The following is a 25,483-nucleotide window of genomic DNA, read 5'->3' as shown; positions in this document are numbered from 1 at the left end:
AATTCCGCAAGGAACTCGTCGCGCGATAGGGTCACGACATGCCGCCACCCCGTGGAACGAGCGCAGAGACGCTGCTCGCGTACGCCTTCGACTCGTCCGCGTTCACCGCGACCGAGGCGATCGACGCCACCGGCCTGACCCGGTCGACCGTGCTCGGGGCGGCCGAGGAGCTCGTGCGGCTCGGCTGGCTCCGCGAACTCGACGATGCCCGGGCCGCGGGGGAGTACCGGATGGGACGCCCCGCCCGCCGCTACGAGCTCGACACGGTCGCCGGGGTCGTCGTCGGTGTGGACGCCGGCCAGCACCGGGTCACCGCCTTCGTCGCCGACCTGCGCGGCACGGTGCTCGGTCGCGCCGAGGGGTCGCTCGGAGAATCAGGCCTCGACGTGCCCGTTCGACTCGGGGTCCTCGCCGACACCGTGTCCGCCGCCCTCGCCTCGGCCGACGTCGACCGCGGACGGGTCCTGGTCACGGTCGTGGGCATCCCGGCGCCGGTCGACGCCGCCGGTGCCTCGCCCGACGACGGCGGCTTCTGGGTCCGGATGAACCCGGGGTTCGCCGACGCCGTGCCGGACGGGCGGGTGCTCGTCGAGAACGACGCGAACCTCGCCGCGCTCGCCGAACGGCCGTCCTCGGGTGACGCCTCGTTCGCGGCGCTGCTGTCCGGCGAACGCTTCGGCGCGGGCCTGGTCGTCGACGGGGTCCTGCTGCGCGGTGCCCACGGTGGTGCCGGGGAGATGCGGGTGCTCGAACTCGTCGAGGGTGTCGGATCCTCCGACGGCATCGGCGCGGTCGCCCGCACCTTCGTGGCCGACGCTGTCGCTGCCGGGCACATCCCCGCGGACGACGCGCTCGCCGCGGACGCCGCCCTGGTGTTCGCGGCCGCACGGAGCGGTGATCCGGTCGCGCGCACCATCGTCGACCGTCTGGGGGACCGCCTGGCCCGGGTCTGCATCCTGCTCGCGAGCCTGCTCGACATCGACCGCGTGGTGGTCGCCGGCGCGATCGCCCAGCCCGCGGTCGCCGTCATCGACCGCGCGCGCGACCTGCTCGCCAAGGGGCACTTCGACCCGGTGCCCGAACTCGTCGCGTCGTCGCTCGGGGCCGACGTCGTCGTCATCGGGGCCGTGGCCCACGCGGTCGACGCGGTGCGGGCCGACCCGCTGTCGTTCCCGCTGCTCAGTCGGGCAGCGGCACCTCGAGGCTCCGGTCCCACGGTTCCGTCCAGCCGAGTCGGTCGAACAGTGCATCCAGCAGCATCGCGGTGAAGCCCCACACCAGGTGCTCGTCCCCGTCGGCCTCGATCGTGAACGCCGGTCCGCGCCACTCCTGACCGCTGCGGCGGATCACGGTCACGCCGCGGTTCGCCGGGTCGAGCAGGTCGGCCACGGGGACCCGGAACACCGCAGCCGACTCGTGCTCGTCGACGACGCGGATCGGTGAGGGGTCGCGCCACCAGCCGATGACGGGTCGGACCAGGTGGTTCGAGAACGCCAGGGGCACGGCCGGCAGGGTGCCGAGCACCTCGACGCCGGCGGGGTCGAGCCCCGTCTCCTCCTGTGCCTCGCGGAGTGCGGCGGCGACGGCGTCCGCGTCACCGGGGTCGATGCGTCCACCGGGGAACGCGACCTCGCCGGCGTGCGCGCGCAGGGTCGTGGCCCGCGCGAGGAGCAGGACGTCGAGGTCCCGCGGGACTCCGGGCGCTGCCGCCGGTCGGTCGCTCGGCGTGTGGTCGAGCGCGCCGAAGAGCATCAGGACCGCGGCCCGACGCGGTGAGGCCGTGCCGCCGGGTTCGACGAGCGGCCCACCGTCACCCCAGCCGTCCGCTGCGACCGCCGCGAGTGCAGCCCGTACCGATCCGTCGTGCGTCACCCGTTCACCCTAGGTGCGCACCACCGCGAGGTCTGGCGGCGGCCTAGCACCGGATGCCTCACTGGGCGTTGTTCGAGTGCCGTCTGAGAGCCGCACAGGTGGGAACTGTGCGAACCGGAAGCGCCTCGGTGCCCCGTTCGCAGCGGGCCCCCGCCACGATTGCACCGTCCGCCGGGAGGCCCCATGTTCCACGATCTGCTCCGACCCCTGTTCCACGTCGCCGTCGTCGCACCGTCCGTGCTCGTCCCGGTCGACGTCGCCGCCGGGCTCCTCACCGTCGCCGCGCTCCTGCCGGCGTTCGGTCATCACTCCGGGCATCCGGTCCGGGGCCTGCTCTGGCGGCTCGGCGCCGTGGCCGTCGGCGCCGGGATCGGCCTGGTCGCGGTGTGGTGGTTCGGGGACGTGCAGGACCTGTACGGGGTGTCGTTCACCCCGATCACCCGGATGTGGGTGGCCCTTGCCTTCGGCGGTGTCGGGCTCCTCGTCGTGACGGTCGTCCAGGGCGGCTGGCTCCGCCGCGTGCTCGGCGTGCTCGCGGCGGTGGCGGTGGCCCTGGCCGCCGTCCTCGGCGTCAACGTCGACTTCGGGGCGTACCGCACGATCGAGCAGGCCGTGACGACCGATCCGTACCCGTCGGGTCCGCTGGGACATGAGACGGGGGTGGGGCGCGCCTCCAGTCCGGTGGTGGACCCGGCCACCTGGCGGGCCCCCGCCGGCATGCCGCGACGCGGGAAGGTGCTCTCGGTCACCATCCCGTCGACCGTCTCCCACTTCCACGCACGGCCGGCGGTGGTGTACCTGCCGCCGGCCGCCCTGACCGAGCGACCACCGACCCTGCCGGTCGTGATCAGCCTGGCCGGGCAACCCGGGCAGCCGAGCGACATGTTCCAGGCCGGTCGGCTCGGCGCGGTGATGGACGCGTTCGCCGAGGCCCACCACGGACTCGCCCCGATCGTCGTCGCGCCGGACCAACTCGGGGCGCCGGACCGGAACCCGATGTGCGTCGACTCGTCCCTCGGCCGTTCCGCGACGTACATCATGACCGACACCACGAACTGGATCCGGCAGCACCTGCGCGTCGGGGCAGCGCCCTCGGCCTGGGGCATCGTCGGGTTCTCGCAGGGAGCCACGTGTGCCATGCAGTTCTCCACCGCACACCCGGACGTGTTCGGCACGACCTTCGCGATCTCGAGCGAGCTGGCACCCCTGAACGGCTCCGTCCAGCACAGCATCCGGTACGGGTTCGGCGGCTCGGCCTCGCGGTACGCCGCGGCGGCACCGCGGGCGATCATGCGTGCGCACGGGCCGTACCCCGGGCACCTGACGGTGTTCGCCTACGGCAGCGACGACGCCCCCTACGTCGCCTCGACCACGGCGCTCCGCGCCGCCGCGAACACCGCCGGCATGCAGACCCCGCTGTTCGTGTCCGAGGGCTCCGCCCATGACTGGAACACCGTCCGCTACGCCCTGCGCGTCGGGATGCCCGCCGTCATCGCGCACCTGGGCCTGCGGTGAGCGCGGTGGTCACGGCCCTCGCGTGGGCGCATCCGAGACGGCTCGTGCCGGCAGCCCGTCGGTACCCGCTGACGAGCGTGGTCTCGGCCCTGACGATCGTCGCCGGCATCGCCGCCGTGGTGCTCCGATGCCTCGGCACGAAGGACGGTCGCACGCCCGACACCCTGGGCGGCACGATGGGTCCGCTCGGCGTGGTCGCGGTGACGAGCAGCGTCGTCGGGTTCCTCGTCACCTTCGTCGCCGTCGTGGTCTGCACCGCGGCGTCCGAACGGCTCCTCGGCTGGCGGCGCACCCTGCTCGCGATGGTCGTCACGACCGTGGTGGGGACGGGGCTCGGTGCCCTGCTGCAGCTGTTCGACGGCGCCCCCGCGAACCGCGGCTTCCTCGTGCACCTGGGACACGTCGGCCCCTGGACCTGGATCGTCGGGACCATCGTCACCGCGAGCGCGTTCGCCGGCGCGCTGTGGCGACGCCGGATCCGGGTGGTGTCGATCGCCGTCGTCGCGGCACTGCTGCTCTACGCCGGACACGCGTCCGACCTGCACGCGGCGCTCGCCCTGGTCGTCGGCCTGGTGCTCGGCCGGGTGCTGCGACGGTCCCCGGTGCGGAGCGGCTGGACGCGGAGCTCCTCGCGCGAGACCCGGGTGCTGCTCGTGGCCGCGGTGACGGTGTCGGCGGTCGGACCCGTGCTCGCGCTCGTCACCGGTGCCCAGTTCGGGCTGCTCGCCCCGCTCGCCGTGGTGCTCGACACCGGGCCGACCGGGCGGATGCCGCACTGCTCGGTGACCGGGGTGACCGCCAGCTGCGTCCGGGCGCTCGCCGAGGTGCACCCGCACGGCCTGTTCCACTCGCTGCTGGCCGTGATGCCGCTCGTGGTCCTGGCGGTCGGCGCCGTGGGACTCCGGCGTGGGAGCAGGTTCGCACTGTGGCTCGTCGCGACCGTCGACCTGGTCTCCGGCGTCGCGACCGCCGTCTCCTACGGGGTGCTGCCCGAGCGGCACCACGCCGTCGTGCAGCGCCTGGCGTCGGACCACCTCGCGGTCTCGCTCTCGATCGTCGCATCGGTCCTGGTGCCGATCGCCACCGCCGTGGTGCTCGTCCTGCGCCGGGCGGACTTCCCGGTCCGGACCGACCGGCGACGACTGCGGACCTTCGTCCTGACGGTCGCCGGCTCGGCCGTGGTGCTCGCGGTCGTCGTCGTCGGTGTCGCCGTGGCTTCGGGCGACAGTGTGCGCGAGCCCCTCCACCTGGCGCTCGCCGTGCTCGGCCCGATCGCGCCCGTGACGCTGCCGACACACCTGGCGCAGGCCGAGCCGGCGCTGCGGTTCGTCGTGGGCGTCTCCGGTCCGCTCCTGTGGCTCGCCGTGGCGATCGCAGCGGTCCGGCCAACCGGCGCCGGACGCTCGGACAGCGACCTCGACGGGCAGGACGCCGCCCGGGTGGCCGCTCGGGCGCTCCTGGTCGCGGGCGGTGGCGACACCTTCGGGTGGATGACCACCTGGCCCGGCAACGAGTACTGGTTCACCGAGGACGGCCGCGCCGGTGTCGCCTACCACCGCACCGGCAGCGTCGCCGTGACGACCGGCGGACCCTTCGGACACGAGGACGCGCGGCTGGCGGCACTCGAGGGCTTCGCACGGGCCGCGGACGACCACGGCTGGACGCCCGTCTTCTACGGCATCGATGCCACCCTCGGCGCTGCGCTCGCCCGACTCGGTTGGACGACCCTCCCCGTGGCCGAGGACGCCGACCTCGACCCGCGCACCTGGACGACGACGGGCAAGCGCAAGCAGGACGTCCGCACGGCCGTCAACAAGGCGGCCCGCTCCGGCACCACCGCGCTCTGGTCGGACTGGGCCTCGCTGCCCGGCTCGGTCACGCGCCAGATCGAGGCGATCTCGGAGGAGTGGGTCGCCGAGCGCGAACTGCCCGAGATGGGGTTCACCCTGGGCGGGATCGACGAGATGCGCGACCCGGCCGTCCGCACGCTCGTCGCACTGGGCGAGGACGGCACCGTGCTCGCCGTCACCAGCTGGCTGCCCGCCTACCGCGCCGGCCAGGTGGTCGGGTGGACGCTCGACGTGATGCGCCGCGCGCCGGACGCCCCGAACGGTGTGATGGAGTTCCTGGTCGCGAGTGCGGTCGACCGGATGCGCACCGACGGTGCCGAGCGGCTCAGCCTGTCCGCCGCACCGCTCGCGTCGTCGGCCGAACCGCAGGGTGCAGGCCGGGGCGGCGTCGAATCGGTCCTCGACGTCGTCGGCGGTGCGCTCGAGCCCGTCTACGGGTTCCGTTCCCTGCTGCGCTTCAAGGCGAAGTTCGGGCCCGACCTGCACCCCCTGGTGATGGCGTACCCGGACCCGGTGGCGCTGCCCACGATCGGCGTCGCGATCGTCCGTACCTACCTGCCCGGGTTGTCGCTGCGCCAGGCGGTGGCGATCGTGCGGGAGCGGCGTCCGGCACACGGGGTCCGGGCCGAGCAGCCGGGGGAACGAGTGGGCTGACCCGGACGGGTCCCCAGCGCCGTCGGTACGTTCGGAGCATGGGAACCGAACGGGCCGACGGACCGGCCGTGGACGAGCACGATCCGTACGAACGCCGCCCCGGTTACGTCACGAGTGCCGACGGCCGGACCGACCGGATGACCACGGACATGTTCGCGGGCGTCGTGGTCGGGTTCGTCCTGGTGCTCGTCTTCGGGTTCTTCCAGCTCGTCGAGTGGATCGCGATCGGAGCGGCCGTGGTCATCGGCGCGGCGGTGTGGTTGGTCCTGCGCAGCCGGCGACGGCGTGCAGATCGCCGCGCTGGTCGGTCGCCGGACGCCGTCCCGCGTGCTCGGGACCGGGCGATCGCCGAGGCGAACGGCGGTCGCCGGTTCTTCGTCGCCCAGAACCCGGTCGTCGTCATCGTGATGGGCGCGATCTTCATCGGTGTCGCGGTCGCCCCACTGCTGTTCGGCGGGGTCTCCATCGGCCGGATCGTGACCGGGGTCATCGTCGTCGCGAGCGGCGTCCTGTGCATCGTGCAGGGGATCGGCACGCTGCGGGTTCGCCGTCGGGAGCGCAGCGGGGGCTGAACCCTGGTCGTCAAGCATCTGGGGCCGGTGGAGGTCTGCGGCTCGACGAACGGCGGCCCCGAGACCTGCCAGACCTACTGGCCCTGGGAAGCCTGACGCGTCGTCGACGCGACCACAGGGCGGACGGGAGGCCCGGTGCCAGCTGGCACCGTCCCTCCAGGCACGGCCGCCTCGTGTGGTCTTCCGGGCGTCAGGGAGAGGGCTCGCGGGACCAGTAGTCCGCCTGGATCACGAGGAGGTCTCCCTGGACTTCTGACGTCAGGTTGATGACGCGTGGGCCCACAGGCTCCCGGGCAGCCTCGCGAACGGTTCAGTGCCCAACGTCGTCGACAGTTCGGTCGGGCTCATCCCCGACGGCGGCTGCACGGACACGAGCGACCAGCACCCGCCGGACGCGCACTGCTCGTCCTCGTCGACGACCCTGCTCCCGGCCGGCAGGGGGATCGACGCCGTCGCCGGCACGTCGCCTTCCGTCGCGCCCATGAACAACAGTGCGGCGCGCAGACCGATGAACAGGACGGCCGCGGCAGCCACGACCAGAACGGTCACGACGATCGCTCGTCGGGTGTCCGTCCGATGCCTGGTCACCTCCGCAGCCTAGGCGGCGGTTCGGGCGGACCACCGGACGTCAAGCCGCCGACACCGTGACCGAGCGGCGTTCCATCAGCCGCCATGATCCGCCGAGCAGCGGCGTGAGCGTCACGACCGTGTACACGACCGCGACGACGGCGAAGGTGGCCTCGACCCCCACACCGTCGGCAGCGAGCCCGGCGAGCAGGCCGCCGACGGGGATGCCCGCCCACGCGCCGGCACCGAGCAGGCCGAACACCCGCGCGCGCATGTGCTCCGGGATCCGCTCGAGCTCGACGGCTCCGAGAATCGGGTTGATCGAACCGGCCGCGAGCCCGGAGAGCGCGGCGGACGCGAGCATCCACGGCAGGCCGAGCCCGATGGCCGGAACGACCAGTGACGGCCCGCCGGCGAGCACGAAGCACAGGGCGAAGACCAACCGCCGTGGCACGCGGTGCGCCACGTACCCGAAGGCGACGGAGCCGAGGAACGCCGCACCCCCGAAGACACCGGTGACGAGCCCGAGCGCCTGCGCGCCGCCGAGCTGCTGGTCGGCGTAGAGCGGCAGGAGCGTGGTCGAGCGTGCGGCGTCGAGCAGGTTCGTCACGAGCACCAGCGCGACCACGAGCCGGAACAGGGGATCGCGGACGCAGAACCGGAACCCGTCGGCGATGTCGCGCCAGTACCCCTGCGACTCCACGGGCTCGCCGGACGCGACCGGCGCCACCGCACCGCGGACCGTCAGCGCCATGAGCATCGCGGCTGCCCCGAAGGCGATCGCCACGCAGGCGAGACCCGGCATCGGACCGAGGACGGCGACCAGGGTCCCGCCGAGGGGCGCACCGATCAGCACCGACAGCCGTGACGACGCCTCGAAGTGGCCGACGGCACGTTCGAGCGGCACGCCTGCCGCGGTCGCGAGCCCCGGCAGGAGCACCCGTCGGGCGGACTCACCCGGGGTGTCGAACAGCCCGCTGACGAACACGAGCGCGAGGAGCGCCCAGAACGGCAGACCGACGGTCCAGGCGAGCACCGGCATCGCGAGCAGGGTGAGCCCGCTGACGACGTCGGACGCGACACTCGAGCGGACGAAGCCGACCCGCTCCACGATGGCACCGCCGAACGGGCCGCCGAGCACGATCGGCACCGTCGCCATGAACGCGGCGATGCCGACGTCGGTGGCGGAGCCGCCACGCGCGAGGACGGCGAACGGCACGGTGATGGTGGTGACGACGTTCCCGATGCGCGACACCACCTGCACCGCGAGCAGTGCGCGCAGTTGCGCGCGGGGGCTCAGGCGCGCGGCCATCGGTATGCCTGGTTCAGCACGAAGACCTGCTCGGAGCCGTCGCCGGCGTGGTGCTCGGCAGCGACACCAGCCCAGCGGTCCACGACGCCGCGGAGTTCCTCGCCCATGTCCTGGAGTTCGGCGGCCGTGAGGCGGAGCACGCGGTCCGAGCTCGAGGACGCCGACACCCACTCGCGTCCGAGCGTCGGCGCGAGGTCGACGAACGCCTCGTAGTTCGCGGCGTACACGCGGGCGACCGCGTGGTCGAGGGCGTTCGTGGCGAGCAACCGCTCCGGGTCGTCGAGCGCATCGGCGAGCTCCCACACGGAGGCGTCGTGTGCGGCTCGCCACCAGCGCTCACGGCGGTCCGTGCCCGCGTCGGGAGCGGGTTCGATGAAGCCCGCGGCGGCGAGTCGGGTGCAGTGGTAGCTGATCGTGCCGGGCGCTTCGTCGATCACCTCGCCGATCGTCGCGGCGGTTTGCGGGCCGTTCGCACGCAACAGGCCGAGGATGCGCAGGCGTGTCGGGTGAGCGAGGGCGCGCATCTGGGCGGGGTCGTCGATCCGTCCTTGGGTCATGGTGCGACCCTATACGCACAAGAAGTCTTGTGGAACTGTTCCGAACAGGCGCCACCGCGGGGCGTCCGTACTCAGCGGTCGTGCAGCATCCTGTTGCGCGCATCGATCTGGTCCGCGGTCGCGGGGAAGTAGCTGCTGACACCGATGTGCTCGGCGTCGTGCTGTACCGCGTCGACGACCGGCCGGAGCGCGCGCTCGTAGTCAGCGAATGCCTGCTCGACGTCGCCGTCCGCGTCCCGGAGGGCGTCGTGGAGTGCAGTGGCGCCGATGATGGCGAGCGAGCCGCCCATCCCGGCGGCCGGGGAAGGGCAGTAACCGGCGTCGCCGACGAGTGCGACGCGGCCGGACGTCCACGCCGGCATCTTGATCTGGCTGAGCTTGTCGAAGTAGAAGGTCTCGGCACCGATGGCCTCGTCGACGTGGTCCGAGAACGGCGAACCGGCCCGGAGCATGTGCTCGCGGAGGATGCGCTTCTGTGCTGCTTCGTCGTGGTGGTCGAAGGGGATCTCCTGCTCGGAGCGGAAGCCGAGGACGAGGTCGGTGGTGGTGTCGTACGAGTTGACCAGCATCGTGACGCCCGGTGCGTTGGTGATCCGGGTCGTCTGCGGTTCGATGACGAGGTCGTCGAGGATGGCGACGGAGAAGTACGTCCGCAGGAAGTGGCTGTACCGCGCTTCCTGCCCGAAGTGCAGTCGACGCACTGTGGAGTGGTTGCCGTCGCAACCGAACACCATGGAGAAGTCCCGTTCGGTTCCGTCGCGGAAGGTGACGTGCACGCCCTCCTCGTCGGTCTGGTGCAGGGACGTGACCGAGTTGTTCCACAGCATCTCCACCTCGCCGTCGGTCGCGGCGGCGAGGATGTCGAGCAGGTCGTCGCGGTGGATCTCGTAGCCGTCGCCCGTCGATCCGGCCGAGGGAGGCACGGGATCCATCCGCGCGATGCGGTCTCCCTCCGGCGTCGTGAACTCCGTCACCCGCGGCGCGAGCGCCTTCGCCGAGATCTGCTCGAGCAAGCCCATCCGATCCACGATCGCGATGGTGTCGTCGCGGATGTCGACCGGGGTGCCGCCTCGCTTCAACCCGGGAGCGACCTCGACGATCGAGACGTCGTACCCGAGCCGACGCATCCACAGCGCAGTCGTGAGCCCAGCGAAACTCGCTCCTGCGATGAGTACCTGTTCCTGTGTCTGCGTGGTCATCGATCGTCCTCGTTCCTCGGCATCCGCCGAACTTGTAGTAACTCCAACTTTTTTCAACCTACCAGAACTTTGGGTCACTCAACGTTTCGTGCCAGACTCGGGGGATGGTGGAGTCGAGCACGGGTGTTCCGTCGGGGCTGCGAGAGCGCAAGAAACGAGAGACCCGCGAGCGCCTGGGGGATGTTGCTGCACGGCTGTTCGCGGAGCACGGGTACGACGAGGTGTCGATCTCAGACGTGGCCCGAGCCGCAGGCGTCTCGGATCAGACCGTCTACAACTACTTCCCGACCAAACCCGATCTGGTGTTCGACCGAGCCGACGAGGTGCTCGAGAAGATCCGAGCTGCGGTTGCTGACCGAGGTGCGCACCAGTCGCCGGCGGAAGCGATGCGCACCATCGTCATCGAGGACGTCGATCGGTACGTCGCAGAGGATCCGGCTCTGGCGCGAGGGGAGTTCCCGGCGCAGTGCCGGCTCAGCGCGGTGCTCCGTCGACGGGCGCTGGAGTTCTACGACGAGGTCACGTCCGCGGTGGCAGCAGAACTGGCGGACACGGGTTTCGACTCGATGACCCGGCGTGCTCAGGCTGCCGCCCTCGTGGCCGTCGTGCAGCAGACCACCGAGGCCATCGGCGACGCGGTCCTCGCGGATGCCGACCGGGAATCGACCCGCAAGCGCTTGGTGGACACGGCCGGAGCGGCGCTTGACCACCTGTCCACCTGGTGCGCGCTGGCCTGATCCGCGTCGAGGGACAGGGCGGGTGCTCGGAACGCATCCGATGCACCTTGTGGCCCTCTCATGGCGCGGGGCGTCCGACCGACCTACCGTCTACTTGTCAGACGATCGTCTGTCGAATAGGCCCTCTGGAAGGAACCTGCTCCATGCGTCACGCTCCTCGCCTCCGCCGCACCAACGCGCTGCTGCTCACCAGTGGCGTCCTCACGGCGGCAGCGCTCGCTGTCGGGGCGGCCGGGCCCGTCTCCGCGGCCAACGCCGACGGCGCGGCGCCCACCCAGTCCGTGGCCGCCGCCAGCGGTGACAGCTACGTGGCCCTCGGGGACTCGTACGCGGGCGGCTTCGGCGTCGGCCCCTACAGCTCGGGTCCGGCGGCCGGCTGCTTCCAGTCCACCACCGACTACCCGCACCAGGTCGCGTCATCCCTGGGACTCCAGCTCGACGACCGTGCCTGCGCCGGTGCCACCACCGGCAACATCTCCCGGGTCGCGCAGAAGACCGGAGCCGGAAGTGCCACCGCGCCCGTCCAGGCCGACGCGCTGTCGAAGGACACGGATGTCGTGACGGTGTCGATCGGTGGCAACGACCTGGGGTTCACCGGAGTCATCAAGAACTGCGTCGCGCTGGACAAGGCCGGCCCGGTGTTCTCGGAGATCCACGGGAAGACCTACGACCACTGCAAGGACTACTACGCACCGGTCGTGCACGGCGTCACGCGGGATCGTCTCGCATCGCGCATCCGCACCGTCGTGGCACCTCGGCTCGCGTCGACGTTCCGCGTGATCGCGCAGCGTGCTCCGCAGGCGAAGGTGTTCGTCGTCGGCTACCCGATGATCGCGCCGGGTGCGGCGCAGGCCCCGAAGGGATGTTTCTCGAGCCTCCTCGGTGACTCCGGTCTCGAGCCGCCGTTCCCGCAGAACGCGTTCCCCTTCACCGCCACCGACACCGCCTACTTCCACCGCACACAGAACGCGCTCGACGCAGCGGTCAAGGCTGCGGTGAAGGCTCGTGGTTTCACCTACGTCTCGACGCTGCAGGGCTCTGCCACGCACACGCCCTGTGCTGCGTCGGGTTCCGCGTGGATGGCGGGACTCACCCTGACCGATCGCGGCACCGCTGCGGACAGCACCCCGCTGGCCGGGACGAAGTACTCCATCCTGTTCGGCGCACTCCACCCGAACGCCGCGGGCATCGCGTACCTGCGTGACCAGACCAAGGCCGCGATCGTCGGATCGCGCTGACGCACCAGCGCCTGCGGGTCGCGTCGTCGACGTGACCACGAGGCGGACGGGAGGCCCGGTGCCAGCTGGCACCGGGCCTCCCGTCCGTCTCGTGTGGACCACCGGGCGGTCAGGTCGCCAGCGCTCGACATGTTGTCGGACCGTGACCCGGCAGGGCGTCTCGTTGAGCCACCACTTCTCGACGGCGACGATGGATACGTCATCTTCGTCGGGTTCGCTCTCGTCCTGTCCACAACGGCTCGATCGGGCCGAGCGGCGCTCGCCCGCTGCTGGAGTGAGGACGAGAGAAAACGGCCGGGCCCGATGGCGTCCCGCATCCAACGCGCACCGCTCGGCGACCGCGGCGCGCTGTGGGCGAGGCGCAGCCTCCCATCGACAGCGCCGCCCTGCGCGGACGGCGGGTTCGCCCTGCGCCGGGAGCGGTGCGAGCCAGTCTGAGCCGCCGCCGTGGGACTTCTCGTGCGTTTCCGGGCGCCGAGACTTGTATCTCCCTAGGAAGCATGCAAACCTGATAGCGGTTTCACGTTCGCCGGGGTGGCAGATGAAGCCAGAAGTACAAAGGAGTACTCGTGCCTCAGTCACGTCCACGACACGTGGTCCGACGGGTTGCCACAGCAACAGCGCTCTCGACTGCGATCGCCATGGTGTTCGCTGCTGTGACGCCGCTGGCAGCATCCGCAGCCACGTCGACGATCGCCGTCGACTTCTCGAAGACAACCGGAACGTTCCGCGGCGGCGCCACCGGCACCCTGTACGGGCTCGGCGATGACGGTGTGCCCTCGCAAGCGGTGCTGAACGGCGCCCGCGTGACGAACACGTCGCAGAAGCCGCCCCAGGGCGCGCAACACCCGAACGGCGATGCGCTCGACGTCGAGCGGTCCTTCTTCGCTGGCGGAGGATCGGACCTCTACGTCTACAACCAGGACATGTACCCGGACTGGGCCTACAACGGCGGGAAACGACCGGGCGATGCCAACGGCGACGGAGTCTGGGACTACCTCCCGATCCTCCGACAGTCGGTGGAGCGCATCGCGACATCGTCCGCTCACCCCGAGAAGTACGTGTTCATCCCGTTCAACGAGCCCGACGGCGGCAACTGGTACCCGGATTGGGCCAACCAGAAGACCCAGTTCCTCGCAGATTGGTCCGCCGCGTACGACACGATCCAGCAGGTGTACGCAGCACACGGACTCGGTCACGCCCGCATCGGCGGCGCCGGCGACTCGGCGTGGCACGCCGACCGCACCAGGGACCTGCTCGCCGACGCAAAGGGCAAGAACCAGCTGCCGGACGTCTTCATCTGGCACGAGCTCGGCACCGGCAGCCTCGGCTCGTTCCGGTCGCACAAGCGCGAGTACGACGGGATCCTCTCCGATCTCGGGATCAGCCCGATCCCGGTGAACATCACCGAGTACGGCAACCTCCGCGACATGGGCACCCCAGGTCAGCTCGTGCAATGGGCATCGATGTTCGAGAGCGCCAAGGTCGATGCACAGACGGCCTACTGGAACTACGCCGGCAACCTCTCCGACAACAGTTCCCGCAACAACGGCGCGAACGGCGGCTGGTGGTTCTTCAAGTGGTACGGCGACCTCGCCGGTTCCCAGACCGCCACCCTCACGTCGCCGCGCGCTGACGTCCCGGACACGCTGCAGGGGCTGGCATCCATCGACGCGAGCGCGAAGCGCGCGACCGTCCTCGTCGGAGGCGGCTCGGACGACATCGCGTTGAACATGTCGGGTTTGTCGTCGACGGTGTTCGGATCGACCGTGGACGTCACTGTCCGCGCGGACCGGCTGAACGGCGCCGAGGGCGCGTCACTGCAGCCACCCGTGATCTCCTCCACCCGAGCGACCGTTTCGGGTGGCCGACTCTCGGTGACCATCCCGAACAGCGACCGCTACGCCGCGTACCAGGTGCAGGTCACCCCGCCGCGGGCAGACCGTCCGGCAGTCGACGGTGCGGTGGTGTCATCAGTCGAGGCAGAGTCGACCACGCTCGCGAACGCGCAGGTCTACACGCAGGACCCTGCTCGTGAGTGGGACTTCATGGCTTCGGGCGGCAAGGACGTCGGGTCCTTCGACAATTCCGGCTCGAGTGCAACCTGGACGGTGACTGCTCCGCGGAACGGCACGTACCGACTCACGGCACTCGGCGGCGCCAACGGCACCCCCGGGCAGCAGGCACTGTTCGTCGACGGGGACTTCGCCGGCTTGATCCGATGGTCGGCCGACCTCGGATGGGGCTACCGCGGCACGGCCGAGATCACCTTGCCGCTGACCAGCGGACAGCACACCCTCTCCGTCCGGGCGAGCCGCGATGGCAGAACCGTCCTTCCGGGATCGAACATCTCCCTGGACCGGTTCGAACTCCGAGACGCCACCGACGGGGACCAGCAGGTCACCCCCGCCGTTGACGCTCGCCTCGCCGACGGTGCAGCACTCACGTGGGCAAGCGGCACTGCTGGAGCGGCGAACCTGTCGGGGAAGGGGTCCGCGACCTTCTTCACGACCGCTGCGGAGACCGGCTACCACGACGTCAGCGTCCGCTGGACGAGCACGCAGGCGTCCTCGCTCGACCTCACCGTGAACAGCAGTCGCGTGCCGTCGCTCGCGGCGAGCGGGGCTGGGAACTGGACCTCCACGCAGCGGATCTGGCTCCCGCAGGGCGTCAACGAGGTTCGACTGTCCTCGAGCGTCGGCGCGAAGGTGCAGGACCTCCGCATCCTGCGCGGTGCGACGCAACGCGCCGCCGACGAGGCCAACGCATCACGGGTAGAAGCCGAGGACCTGACGCTCGCGGGGACGGCCCGCGCGCAGACCCTGCCGGCCGGATCCAACGGGTCGGCCGACCAGCAGGGAACCGTTCGAGACGTCGGCTTCATCGGCAACGGGTCGGGCAACACGATGACCTGGCAGCGCCCGCCCGGGTTCGGTGCGGGGGACTACGTCCTGACCGTGGCGGCTGCGAACGCCGACAAGACGTCGGCGATCAACTACAACCCGCAGTTCGTCAGCCGCTCCCTCGACGTCACCGAGAACGGCGGGCAGACCACGAAGGCGTCGTTCCGCAACACGTACTCCTGGTCGTCGTTCTGGGACCGCAGCGTCCCGGTCCGACTGAGCACGGCGACGGGATCCCTCACCTTCGGCAACGCGACCGCCTACGCACCCGATGTGGACGCGATCACGCTCGCCAAGCTCGTCGTCGGAACTCCGACGACGACGGCACGGTGAAAGCGCCGGGGGAGCGGGCAGCTCCCGCCAATTTCCGTGACACCCGCGACAGCGCACCGAGGATGCACGACAGGCCACGGACGCCTGTCATCTGAGAACTGAGCTCAGCCGCATCTGCTGTCGGGCCCACGTCTCGCGGTCCTTCGCGAGACCCTCTGAGCTGGCCCCACCGACGATCGACACCCCGGCCGTCGGTGGGGCCTTCCCCATTGCCCATCGCGTCTGCTGAACGCGAGGAGGACTGCGCTGCGCCCCGGCCGCCGACTGCAGCGCGAGTCAGGTCGGTGCGAGCGAGCGCGAACGTGTCTCCCGCGGGGCGGGCTGCTTGTTCGCGTGCGCGGCGGTGGGCAGAAAAGATAGCGATTTCAAAAACCTGTTGTATCCCTTCTTGAAACCGCTATCATCATCGTACGGCCCAACGTTGGGCCGGTTGACGAGGAGGCAGCGTTGCCGCAGATCGACTGGACACCAGAAGGCGTCCACCTGGAGTTCCGACACGACGAGGACCGCCCGGTGCGACTCACCCGGTTCGTCGGGCAGGACGCGGACGCCTGCATCGGAGACGACGTCCCCCTTGTCGAGGTCCTCGCGGTCGGGCTGGGACACACGCTCGCCAACGACCGTCTCGTCCAGAGCTCCATCGGTGCCGCCCTGCGGTACCGGTCCCACAGGGAGCCGGCCGAGGACACCCTGACGCTGCGCCTCGCAACCGAGGGCATCACCCCCGAACTCGAGGTCCACATCGAACTCCGAGCCGTCGCCGGGGCGGTCCGCGCAGTCACGACCGTCCAGAACACCGGCGCCGAGCCGGTGTTGCTGACCTCCGTGACGAGTTGGGCGAGCGGCCTCGGACGCGACGCAAGCACCAGCAAGCAGCTGCAGGCGTCGGACTGGTCCCTCATCGAGGGCGTCAACGACTGGCTCGGCGAGGGCCGTTGGTCGACCCGGCCGCTGCGCGGTGCGCTCCTGCCGGAGCTCCGTGAAGAGCTCACCGGACACACCCCCCGGTCAGCAGTCACCCGCACCGCCGCCGGGACGTGGTCGACCGGCGGCCACCTGCCCGTCGCCGGCCTCTCGACCGCCGGGCTCACCTGGCTGTGGGAGATCGAGCACAACGGACCCTGGCGGTGGGAGATCGGCGAGCACGTGTCCGATTGCTACTTCGCGCTGTCCGGGCCGACGGACCGAGACCACCAATGGTCGGTGTCGCTGGAACCCGGTGACACGTTCACGACCGTCCCGGCAACCGTGGCACTGGGGCGCGACCTACCAACAGCGGTCGCTGCGATGACAGCAGCCCGGCGTCGGAACCGTCTCCCGCACGCTGAGAACACGGCGCCGACCATCGTCTTCAACGACTACATGAACACGCTCGACGGTGACCCCACCACGGCGAAGCTGCTTCCGCTGATCGATGCGGCAGCGCAGGTAGGGGTGGACACGTTCTGCATCGACGCCGGCTGGTACTCCGACTCGCCGGACTGGTGGGACACGGTCGGTGCGTGGGAACCATCGACCACCCGCTTCCCGAACGGGCTAGCCGAGGTCATCGACGCGATCCGGGACGCGGGGATGACCCCCGGATTGTGGCTCGAGCCGGAGGTCGTCGGTGTCGGCAGCCCGATCGCCGAAAGCCTGCCGCCGGACGCGTTCCTGCAGCGTCGTGGACACCGCGTCGAGGAACACGACCGGTACCACCTCGACCTTCGTCACCCCGCCGCACGCGCGCACTTGGACGCCGTCGTCGATCGCCTGGTCGACGAGTTCGGCATCGGCTACTTCAAGCTCGACTACAACATCGATGGCGGACCAGGCACCGACCGGGACACCGACAGCGTCGGCGCAGGGCTCCTCGACCACAACCGGGCCCATCTCTTCTGGCTCGAAGGTGTCCTCGCGCGGCACCCCGACCTCGTGCTCGAGAACTGTGCGTCCGGGGCAATGCGGATGGACGCAGCCATGCTCGCCCACACGCAGCTGCAGTCGACCTCCGACCAGCAAGACCCACTGCTGTACCCGCCGATCGCCGCGTCAGCCGGACTCGCGATGCTGCCCGAGCAAGCTGCGAACTGGGCCTACCCGCAACCGGACCTCTCGCCCGAGGAGAACACCTTCACCCTCGTCACCGGCCTCGCCGGCCGGTTCTACCTCTCCGGCTACCTCAACAAGATGACCGTTGACCAGCTCGCGCGCGTCCGCGATGCCGTCGCGACGGCCCGCTCACTGCACCAGGACATCGCCGACACCGTCCCGTCGTGGCCCCTCGGGCTCCCCGGCTGGACCGATCGGTGGATCGCCTCCGCCCGGCACGGTGCCGACCGGACCATCGTCTCCGTCTGGGACCGCGAAGGCGGAGCCGACGGAGCGGAGCTGCGCTTCCCCGACCTGGCGGGTCACGACCTGCACGTCACCACGATCTTCCCGCACGACCTGCCCGACTGGCAGGCCGAATGGGACGCCGACACCGGCACCTTGTCGGTCCGCAACACCGTCACCACCCCGACGGCACGGACCTTCTCCCTCACGTCGACGGCGCCGTCTGCGTGACCTGCGAACACCGCACCACCCCACATCCCGAACACTTGACCGCAAGGACGAACATGAAGCACGCATGGAAGGGCGCCCTCGCTGTCGCCGCCGTGACCACAGCACTCCTCACCGGCTGCAGCGACCCCGGATCCAGCACCACGACCGGATCCGAGTCAATCACCTGGCCGTCGCAGACCGCCGACCTCAAGGGCACCACCCTGACCATCTGGGCGGCCCAGAACTCGAACAAGACCGCCGATTCGGTGATCAACGGATTCGAGAAGGCCACCGGCGCGAACGTGAAAGTCGTCACGATCCCCGACCCCTACGAGCAGGGCGTGCAGACCAAGGTCGCCACCGGCGACAAGCCCGACCTGGCGTTCTGGCAGCCCACCGCATCGCAGCTCACCTCCTTGAACGCGAAGCAGAACCTGCAGCCGCTGACCGACGCTCCTTGGACGTCGAAGTACACCGGCAACCTCGCCGACATCACCGGCAAGCTCGACGGCACCCGCTATGCAGCGCTCGTCAGCACCCCCGCAGTCGAGGGCGTCTACTACAACAAGGAGGTCCTCGCGGAGGCCGGGATCACCTCGACCCCGAAGAACTGGGACGAGTTCCTCGCCGACGCGAAGACCCTCAAGAGCAAGGGTGTGACGCCGTTCTACGAGATGGGCGGCGAGAAGTGGGCCACCCAGTGGTGGGTGCAGGTCCAGCTTGCCGACGCAGCCAAGGACGGCCTGTGGAAGCAGATCAACACCGGCAAGGAGAAGTTCACCGACTCCACCGTCCAGAAGGCCGTCGACAACTACGACGACCTCATCAAGCAGGGCATGTTCAACAGCGACATCAAGACCGCTACCTTCGCCGACCAGGGCAAGGCGCTCCTCGCTGGAGACGCCGGCATGGTGATCCAGGTGAACTCGTTCTTCAACCAGCTCCAAACCCTCGCCCCGACGAAGGAGCTCAACGAGAAGATCGGCTTCTTCCCGATCTCACCGTCCGGGAACACCGGCACCTTCATCCCGGACCAGAGCAACGCGCTCGTCGCCTTCAAATCCGGCAACGACAAGCAGGAAGCGGCCGCGCGCCAGTTCCTGTCGTACTGGATGGGGGAGGGCTACGCCAGCTTCGTGAAGGACCAGTCCACGGTCTCGATCGAGAAGGGCGTCGACACTCCCTCGAACGTCCCGACCGCGCTGCAGGACGCCGCCGCCGCCGTGCCGTCGTCCGTGGGCTCGATGCAGGCCGAGGCCATCGCCAACCCCGACCTGTACCTCAACCTCGCCGACATGATCCAGGGCACCAAGACCCCGGACCAGGTCACCGAAGCGACGCAGCAGCAGTTCGCGGAGCTCGCCAAGGCGCAGGGCGCCGCCGGGTTCTGACCCCGGCCGACAACCGACGGGAGGCCCCTGGCAGGCCCGCCACGGGCCTCCCGTCACCGCCACCAACGACATGAGCGAACGCACCAAGCAGAGGAAGCCCATGACCGCCCAGCTCACCCCTCGACGCACCCGGCCTTCGCATCCGGATCCGGCCATCACCGGCAGCGTCCCCACTCCCGGACGTGTCCGCAGGCAGGACCATCCCCTCTGGTTCCTGATCCCAGCTCTCGCGGTCCTCGTCGTGTTCTTCTTCATCCCGACCCTGTTCAACTTCGTCTACGCGTTCACGAATTGGTCGAGTTTCCACAGCGACATCCAGTTCGTCGGTGGGGACAACTTCACAGCACTGCTCCAGAACGGCACCCTGCTCGCTGATCTCCGCACGACCCTCATCTACGCGGTGCTCGTCGCGATCCTCCAGAACCTCTTCGGTCTGGTACTCGCGCTCGTCCTCGAGGCCGACACCCGTATCAACCGGATTGCCCGCACGGCGTTCTTCGTGCCGGTCGTGATGTCCGCCCTGGCGGTCGGCTACATCTTCCAAGCACTGCTCAAGCCCGAGGGCGGACTGAACGCCATCCTCGGCTTCTTCCTCGGCCACGAAGTCACGATCGCGTGGCTCGGCAGCACCACCTGGACCCTCCTCGTCGTGGCGATCATCCACGCATGGAAGTGGATGGGCCTGTCGATGCTCATCTACCTCGCCGGACTGAAGACCATTCCCGGTGACGTCCTCGAAGCCGCACGCATCGACGGCAGCGGCTGGTGGAGCACCTTCCGGTCCATCCGGTTCCCGCTGCTCGCACCCGCCGTGACCTTCAACGTCGCGACCGCCCTGCTCGGCTCCATGAACGGGTTCGACATCGTCCAGGCCACCACCGCCGGCGGCCCCGGCGGATCGACCGAGCTGCTCAACATCTTCATCTTCCGCACCTTCGGCCAAGGGCTCTTCGCACAGGCGACCACCATGAGCCTGTCCCTGTTCGTCATGGTCACCCTCCTCGCCTTCCCCGTCATCTACTTCCTGCGCAAGCGAGAGGACGTGCTCTCATGACCGTCACCGACCTGCCCCTGCCCGCCGACCAGCGACGCCCCTCGGCCCCCGAGACCCAGCTCCGACGTCGCCGTCCAGTCAGCCACTGGCTGCAGCCGACCATCGTCGTCTTGCTCGTGGTCGCGTTGCTCGGCGTCCCGTTCTGGATGGTCGTCGTCACCGCCGGCAAGGACCAGGCCGAAGCGCTCAACCCGAACCTGTCACTGCCCTCGCACTGGCAACTGCTGGAGAACTTCGGCACCGTCCTCACACAAGGCCGCATGGTCCCCGCATTCCTCGGCAGCATGCTCGTCATGGTTCCGTCCGTCCTCGGCGTCCTCATCCTCGGATCGATGGCGTCCTGGGTGCTCGCCCGCCGAAAGAGCCGACTCATCTCTGTCGTCTACGCACTCGGCATCAGCGGCATCGTTCTCCCACCGGCAGTCGTGACGATCGTCCTGCTGCTCCGCCAGCTCGGCCTCGCCGGTACCGCCGTCGGCATGATCGGCGTCTACATGGGCATGTACCTCTCGACGGTGATCTTCTTCGTCACCGGATTCGTCCGAACGATCCCTGTCGAGCTCGAGGAAGCAGCACGCGTCGACGGCGCCGGCCCTGTCCGCGTGTTCGCCCGCATCATCCTGCCGCTGCTCGGTCCGACGCTCGCCACCGCAACGATCCTCATCTGCCTCTACATCTGGAACGACGTCTTCTACGCACTCTTCGTCGTCGGCGGCCGGCTCGACACCCTGCCGCTGAATCTGTACCAGGTCGCCTCCAGCGGGCTCTACCTGCAGAACTGGCACCTGATCTTCGCCTACGTCATCCTGATGAGCCTGCCCCTCCTGCTCACCTTCGTCGTCATGCAGCGCAAGATCATCGCCGGCATCACCAGCGGAGCGGTGAAATGAGCATCACCGCGGGCAGGTCGTATCGTGAAGCCACGATGACAACGAAACACCGCGACAAGCCAGCGACAATCAGCGATGTCGCCGAACTTGCCGGCGTCTCCGTCCCGACCGTGTCACGCGTGCTCACAGGAGCAGCGAAGGTCAGCGACGGACGCCGACGCCGCGTCCTCGACGCGATCGCCGAACTCGGATACCGGCCCAGCGCCGCAGCGCAGACACTCGCATCACGGCGGTCCAATGTCATCGGCATCGTCGCTGGCAACACGTCCCGTTACGGGTACGCCGAAGCAATCCGAGGTGTGGAGGAAGCGGCCCGCACCGCGGGGCTGCTCAGCTTCATCGTCGTCGTCGAGACCGCCGACGAAGCCGACGTGTCCGCAGCGACGGATGCCGTCCTCCGCCAATCACCCGCAGGAGTCGTCGTCCTGAAGTTCGATCCGCCCGGTGTCGCAGCTCTCGCTGCGCTCCAGCCGCACATCCCGGTGGTCGCCTTGTCCGGCGTCCCCGAGAATGGCGTCCCACAGGCCGTCCTCGACGAATCGCATGCGGCAGCGGCACTCACCCGACACCTGCTCGGACTCGGCCATCGGACCGTGCACCACGTGCGCGTCCCGCCGTCCGGCAAGGAAGACGGCCGCACCTCGGGATGGCGCCATGCCCTCGCGGAAGCCGGGATCGTCACCCCCGCCATCCGCGATGTCTCATGGGACCCGCGCTCGGCGTACGCCGTCGGCATCGAGATCGCGGCCGAACCGGACGTCACCGCGGTCCTCTGCGGGAACGACGAAACAGCGATGGGCCTGATCCGCGGGCTCCACGACGCCGGCAAGCGCGTTCCGCGGGACGTCAGCGTCGCGGGGTTCGACGACCACCCGCTGGCCGCCATGTTCCTGCCCTCGCTCACCACCGCGCGGCAGGACTTCGCCGAGCTCGGTCGGCACGGCATGGCGCAGCTCGACGCACTCCTCGCCGGAGCCGCCCCGCTCGCCCTCGACACCGTCGACCCGCCGGTCCTCATCCGCGAGAGCACGGCTGCTCCTCGCGATGCCGGGAGCGATGGCTGAACCGTGACGGGGGCGAACCCGACCATCAACGACGTCGCGGCCATCGCAGGCTGCTCCCGACGGTGAGGTCGGCGCTTCCGGCGAGTCCGAGCGTGACGGTACCGGTGCTCGTCGCATCGGCGTGGGGGGAGCCGGTAGCCGGTCTCGCGGCCAAGCCTCGATTCCACCGCCGCATCTTCGACGGATGCGGACGCTGCAGGGCTCTGCTGCGCACACGCCCTGTGCTGCGTCGGGTTCCGCGTGGATGGCGGGACTCACCCTGACCGATCGCGGCACCGCTGCGGACAGCACCCCGCTGGCCGGGACGAAGTACTCCATCCTGTTCGGCGCACTCCACCCGAACGCCGCGGGCATCGCGTACCTGCGTGACCAGACCAAGGCCGCGATCGTCGCATCGCGCTGACGCACCAGCGCCTGCGGGTCGCGTCGTCGACGTGACCACGAGGCGGACGGGAGGCCCGGTGCCAGCTGGCACCGGGCCTCCCGTCCGTCTCGTGTGGACCACCGGGCGTCTGTCGTTGCACCGCGGGTCTCACCCGAGATGCAGTGAGCGGCCGACGTGTGCTTCGCCGGCCGCTCTGGGACATTCCGGCGGGTTCCCGTCGGGGGTGGTCGGATCAGAGCCCGCTGATCACTGATTCGAGTCGGAGCTCGCCGTCGCGGGTCTGCATGCCCGCGGCGAGCAGGACGTGCGCGCGGTCGGCCGCGGCCGGGGTGAACAACGGGCCGAGGAGCGCGTTCTCTGCAGCCAAGCCTGCACGGGTGATCGGACTCGGGGCAGCGTTCACCGCTGTCTTGACGGCGGACACGACTGCGGGCTGCAACCCGCCGATCCGGCGGGCCAACGCGTCGACGAAGGAGTGGATCTCGTCGGCCGGGAGTGCTCGATTCACGAGACCGTACCGCTCTGCGAGTTCGGCATCGACGAGCTGCGCACCGAGGAGGATCTCGAGTGCACGCGCCCGGCCCACGAGTGCGGTCAGGTACTGGGTGCCTCCACCGCCGGCCATGATGTCCATCAGCACCTCCGGCTGCGCCTGGCCGGCAGCGCCGATGGCGGCGAAGCGCATGTCGAGGGCCATCAAGAACTCGTTGCCACCACCTCGGGCGAGGCCGGTCAGCTTGCCGATCGTGACCTGCGGAAGCGAGCGGACCTCTTCGTGGACGACCTGCATGAGGTTGAGGTCTGCGGAGAACTCTGCGTCCGGGTTCGCCTCCATCGTCGCGGCGACGGCTGTCGACATGACCTCGGGTTCCGTGATGAACCGGGTGTCGCCGTGTGCGATGAAGATGTCCGGGTCGGCGCTTTCGAAGACGATGACTCGCACGTCTTCGTCTTCACGGACCTGGGCGACGAACCGGCGGATCGACGGCAGCAGGGTGCCGTCGGAGAGGTTCAGCGGTGGGTTGTCGATCGTGACGTTCGCAACGCCGTCGGCGACGGTGATGCGCAGGGCGGGCAGGTCGTAGGTCATGGGGCTTCTCCCTCTGGGGATGCGGCGGTGACGCCGAGCGTCGTGTGTGACACTCAGTACCACGATAAGGACTCCGCATCATTCCTGCAAGTGAGTGCACACCCTCGTAGGATCGATGCATGAACCCGATGAGTACACGAGCGATCGGACGAGCGGCAGTGCGGGACGAGCTGGGGAGCATCGGGCTCCGTTGCTTCCTGGAGTCAGGCTTCGACGCCGTCACGTTCGAGGACCTGGCCGGACGAGCAGGGGTTTCTCGGAGCACCTTCTTGCGCTACTTCGGCAGCAAGGAGGACGTCGTCCTGCACGTCTTCGATCCCCTCGGTGAGCAGATGGCACAAGCCCTCGAGGAGCGTCCGGAGTCGGAGGACGCCTGGACTGCGCTTCGTCACGCGGTCAGGCCCGCCGTGGCGCTCATCGAGGATGATTCCGAAGCGGGCCTCGCGCGACTCGACTTGGTCTGGTCGACGCCCGCGTTGTGGGCCCGGCTCCACGAGAAGCAGGCAACCTGGCGAGAAGGACTCGCTGCGGTGCTCGTCGAGCGTGAAGCCAGCAGCCAGTTGCGACGCATCGCCGTGCAGACTCTCGTGATGGCCGCCCTGGGTTGCGTCATCGTCGCGTACGACGGATGGGTCGAGAGCGGCGGAGCTGAGCGCCTCGGTGGCCTGGTCGAGGACGCTTTCGCGGCCCTCGCCCCGGGAGCGGTTCGCTGACGAGCGTCGAGCGTGCAAGGCAACGTGCGGGGAACAAGCGGATTGGAAGAAGATCAACGCTTCGACCCTTGACGGGTATCTCGACTTCGTTGTCGGAACTTACGACGACATGATCGTCTCCGCCTACAGGGTCGACGGGGTTGAGGACGGCCCGAACGGCACGATCAAGTTCACAGGCCCCAGTTTCTGGGACGAGAGGCCGGCGCACGACTTCCTCACCCCTGCCGGCAGTAACACCTCGCAGGTCGCGGGGGAGTGGCTTATCGGTTGCCCGATTCCCGGGGGCCCGTGGCGCCAGGGGGAGTCTCGCGGCACGCGCCGATACCCGCTGGAGGCCTACCTCGCCGATCACACTGAGCTCGAGGCTCGCGTCGAGGAGGACTTCGGCGGCCGGATGGCTACCAACCTCATCGATCACCTTGCTACGGGCAAGGCGATCCCGCTGGAGGACTACCCGCAGCTCGCGTCCGCGACCTCGGCGCCCGGCACTGCTGAGACGGGCGTCACAGTGGTTCGACAGCCCGGTGGGACGGTTGTCATCACGATCCCGACTGGCACGCGTGCTCAGCTGCTGATCGAGCCGGAAGGGGGCATGTTCGGCTGATCTCGGAACACTTTTGGCGAGTCCTGAACCGGTGCCGATCAGCGCACTGCAGCTCTTCGGCCAGCGCAGCACGCACCGCGCGCTCCCGTCGACGGAATATGGGTCTCGTACACTGAAAGCGGTCGGTGAGCCACAGGTCGTCCGGCCCGGAACGCAAGAAAACCCAGGAACCGTTCGCGCGGTTTCCTGGGCCTTGCAACTCCGAGGAGTTGGTGGTTGGGGTGCCTTGAACATCCCGGTTGATCCACTTCGACCTTACGTGCCCTTGGTCTAACACGCAAACACACAACACTGATTCCCCGTTGGGGCCGAGGTGGCGTGTAGGAGCACGACTGAGGGGGCTGACCCAACCGTCCGGCTCGTGTGGCGCCTGTGGAGCTGACACGGAAGGACTGATGCTCATGGCTGAGAAGCCGAAGCGGAAGTTTGAGTGGGTGAGCTTGGTCGTGCACATCGG

Annotated in this window: 21 protein-coding genes; 15 read left to right on the top strand and 6 right to left on the bottom strand. The window is 69.5% G+C overall.

Features of this window, described 5'->3' with window-relative positions; translation table 11 throughout:
- Positions 1 to 38: 38 nt before the first annotated feature.
- On the top strand, positions 39 to 1,268 hold the full coding sequence (locus DEI96_RS13640) for an ROK family protein (protein WP_111022083.1): 1,230 nt from the start codon (positions 39 to 41) through the stop codon (positions 1,266 to 1,268).
- Here DEI96_RS13640 and DEI96_RS13635 read toward each other — a convergent pair.
- The gene (locus DEI96_RS13635; RefSeq protein ID WP_258372662.1) at positions 1,180 to 1,872 is read right to left on the bottom strand and encodes an NUDIX hydrolase; all 693 of its coding nucleotides are present in this window, start codon (positions 1,870 to 1,872) and stop codon (positions 1,180 to 1,182) included. The genes DEI96_RS13640 and DEI96_RS13635 overlap by 89 nt on opposite strands.
- 183 nt (positions 1,873 to 2,055) lie before the next feature.
- On the opposite strand from DEI96_RS13635, the gene DEI96_RS13630 reads away from it, so the two are divergent.
- From DEI96_RS13630 to DEI96_RS13620, 3 genes are read left to right on the top strand one after another with little or no spacing between them, the layout of a single operon-like run.
- Positions 2,056 to 3,387, top strand: a complete 1,332-nt coding sequence (locus DEI96_RS13630; RefSeq protein WP_111022084.1) for an alpha/beta hydrolase — start codon at positions 2,056 to 2,058, stop codon at positions 3,385 to 3,387.
- Positions 3,388 to 3,431: 44 nt separating this feature from the next.
- Entirely contained in the window at positions 3,432 to 5,891 is a 2,460-nt protein-coding gene (locus DEI96_RS13625; RefSeq protein ID WP_111022085.1) for a bifunctional lysylphosphatidylglycerol flippase/synthetase MprF, read from the top strand.
- Between the two features lie 38 nt (positions 5,892 to 5,929).
- Positions 5,930 to 6,463, top strand: coding sequence for a hypothetical protein (locus tag DEI96_RS13620; protein ID WP_111022086.1), 534 nt, complete (start codon positions 5,930 to 5,932; stop codon positions 6,461 to 6,463).
- A 258-nt stretch (positions 6,464 to 6,721) separates the two neighbouring features.
- On the opposite strand, the gene DEI96_RS13615 is transcribed toward DEI96_RS13620, so the two are convergent.
- The 4 genes from DEI96_RS13615 to DEI96_RS13600 all read right to left on the bottom strand — a co-directional run bounded on the left by DEI96_RS13615 (position 6,722) and on the right by DEI96_RS13600 (position 10,098).
- Positions 6,722 to 7,051 carry a hypothetical protein gene (locus tag DEI96_RS13615; protein ID WP_146246827.1) on the bottom strand — a complete coding sequence of 110 codons (330 nt, stop codon included), beginning with the start codon at positions 7,049 to 7,051 and terminating at the stop codon, positions 6,722 to 6,724.
- 40 nt (positions 7,052 to 7,091) lie between these two features.
- A complete protein-coding gene (locus DEI96_RS13610; RefSeq protein WP_111022088.1) occupies positions 7,092 to 8,342 on the bottom strand; it encodes an MFS transporter in 1,251 nt (416 codons plus the stop codon).
- Positions 8,327 to 8,899: an ArsR/SmtB family transcription factor gene (locus DEI96_RS13605; protein ID WP_111022089.1), complete on the bottom strand. Its 573-nt coding sequence runs from the start codon at positions 8,897 to 8,899 to the stop codon at positions 8,327 to 8,329. The genes DEI96_RS13610 and DEI96_RS13605 overlap by 16 nt, the downstream gene beginning before the upstream one ends.
- Positions 8,900 to 8,970: 71 nt before the next feature.
- Positions 8,971 to 10,098: an FAD-dependent monooxygenase gene (locus tag DEI96_RS13600; RefSeq protein WP_111022090.1), complete on the bottom strand. Its 1,128-nt coding sequence runs from the start codon at positions 10,096 to 10,098 to the stop codon at positions 8,971 to 8,973.
- 104 nt (positions 10,099 to 10,202) lie between these two features.
- Between DEI96_RS13600 and DEI96_RS13595 the strand changes: the two genes are divergently transcribed.
- The 9 genes from DEI96_RS13595 (at position 10,203) to DEI96_RS13555 (ending at position 22,637) form a co-directional block, all read left to right on the top strand.
- Positions 10,203 to 10,835, top strand: coding sequence for a TetR/AcrR family transcriptional regulator (locus DEI96_RS13595; protein WP_111022091.1), 633 nt, complete (start codon positions 10,203 to 10,205; stop codon positions 10,833 to 10,835).
- A 143-nt stretch (positions 10,836 to 10,978) separates the two neighbouring features.
- Positions 10,979 to 12,073 (top strand): SGNH/GDSL hydrolase family protein, encoded by a 1,095-nt coding sequence (locus tag DEI96_RS13590; RefSeq protein ID WP_111022092.1) that lies wholly within the window; start codon positions 10,979 to 10,981, stop codon positions 12,071 to 12,073.
- 641 nt (positions 12,074 to 12,714) lie between these two features.
- Entirely contained in the window at positions 12,715 to 15,309 is a 2,595-nt protein-coding gene (locus tag DEI96_RS13585) for a carbohydrate-binding protein (RefSeq protein ID WP_216852512.1), read from the top strand.
- A gap of 447 nt (positions 15,310 to 15,756) precedes the next feature.
- Positions 15,757 to 17,856: a glycoside hydrolase family 36 protein gene (locus DEI96_RS13580; protein ID WP_220039092.1), complete on the top strand. Its 2,100-nt coding sequence runs from the start codon at positions 15,757 to 15,759 to the stop codon at positions 17,854 to 17,856.
- A 53-nt stretch (positions 17,857 to 17,909) separates the two neighbouring features.
- Positions 17,910 to 19,226 carry an ABC transporter substrate-binding protein gene (locus tag DEI96_RS13575; protein ID WP_111022094.1) on the top strand — a complete coding sequence of 439 codons (1,317 nt, stop codon included), beginning with the start codon at positions 17,910 to 17,912 and terminating at the stop codon, positions 19,224 to 19,226.
- Between the two features lie 100 nt (positions 19,227 to 19,326).
- Positions 19,327 to 20,280 (top strand): carbohydrate ABC transporter permease, encoded by a 954-nt coding sequence (locus DEI96_RS13570; protein ID WP_181440420.1) that lies wholly within the window; start codon positions 19,327 to 19,329, stop codon positions 20,278 to 20,280.
- Positions 20,277 to 21,170 carry a carbohydrate ABC transporter permease gene (locus DEI96_RS13565; RefSeq protein ID WP_111022095.1) on the top strand — a complete coding sequence of 298 codons (894 nt, stop codon included), beginning with the start codon at positions 20,277 to 20,279 and terminating at the stop codon, positions 21,168 to 21,170. Before DEI96_RS13570 ends, DEI96_RS13565 begins: the two co-directional genes overlap by 4 nt.
- A complete protein-coding gene (locus DEI96_RS13560; protein WP_349814984.1) occupies positions 21,167 to 22,234 on the top strand; it encodes a LacI family DNA-binding transcriptional regulator in 1,068 nt (355 codons plus the stop codon). The genes DEI96_RS13565 and DEI96_RS13560 overlap by 4 nt, the downstream gene beginning before the upstream one ends.
- A 244-nt stretch (positions 22,235 to 22,478) precedes the next feature.
- Entirely contained in the window at positions 22,479 to 22,637 is a 159-nt protein-coding gene (locus DEI96_RS13555; RefSeq protein ID WP_181440421.1) for a hypothetical protein, read from the top strand.
- A 214-nt stretch (positions 22,638 to 22,851) separates the two neighbouring features.
- Here the strand turns inward: DEI96_RS13555 and DEI96_RS13550 are convergent, their stop codons facing one another.
- Positions 22,852 to 23,709, bottom strand: coding sequence for an enoyl-CoA hydratase/isomerase family protein (locus tag DEI96_RS13550; RefSeq protein WP_111022098.1), 858 nt, complete (start codon positions 23,707 to 23,709; stop codon positions 22,852 to 22,854).
- Positions 23,710 to 23,867: 158 nt separating this feature from the next.
- Here DEI96_RS13550 and DEI96_RS13545 point away from each other — a divergent pair, with 158 nt between their 5' ends.
- Both DEI96_RS13545 and DEI96_RS13540 read left to right on the top strand, forming a co-directional pair.
- On the top strand, positions 23,868 to 24,422 hold the full coding sequence (locus DEI96_RS13545) for an acyl-CoA-like ligand-binding transcription factor (RefSeq protein ID WP_258372664.1): 555 nt from the start codon (positions 23,868 to 23,870) through the stop codon (positions 24,420 to 24,422).
- A gap of 109 nt (positions 24,423 to 24,531) precedes the next feature.
- Positions 24,532 to 25,026: a hypothetical protein gene (locus tag DEI96_RS13540; protein WP_146246828.1), complete on the top strand. Its 495-nt coding sequence runs from the start codon at positions 24,532 to 24,534 to the stop codon at positions 25,024 to 25,026.
- Positions 25,027 to 25,483 lie beyond the last annotated feature (457 nt).

The sequence above is a fragment of the Curtobacterium sp. MCLR17_031 genome, from assembly GCF_003234775.2.
GTDB lineage: Bacteria > Actinomycetota > Actinomycetes > Actinomycetales > Microbacteriaceae > Curtobacterium > Curtobacterium flaccumfaciens.
Note: the sequence above shows the minus strand (reverse complement) of the source record. Positions and strands in the feature narration are given on the sequence as shown.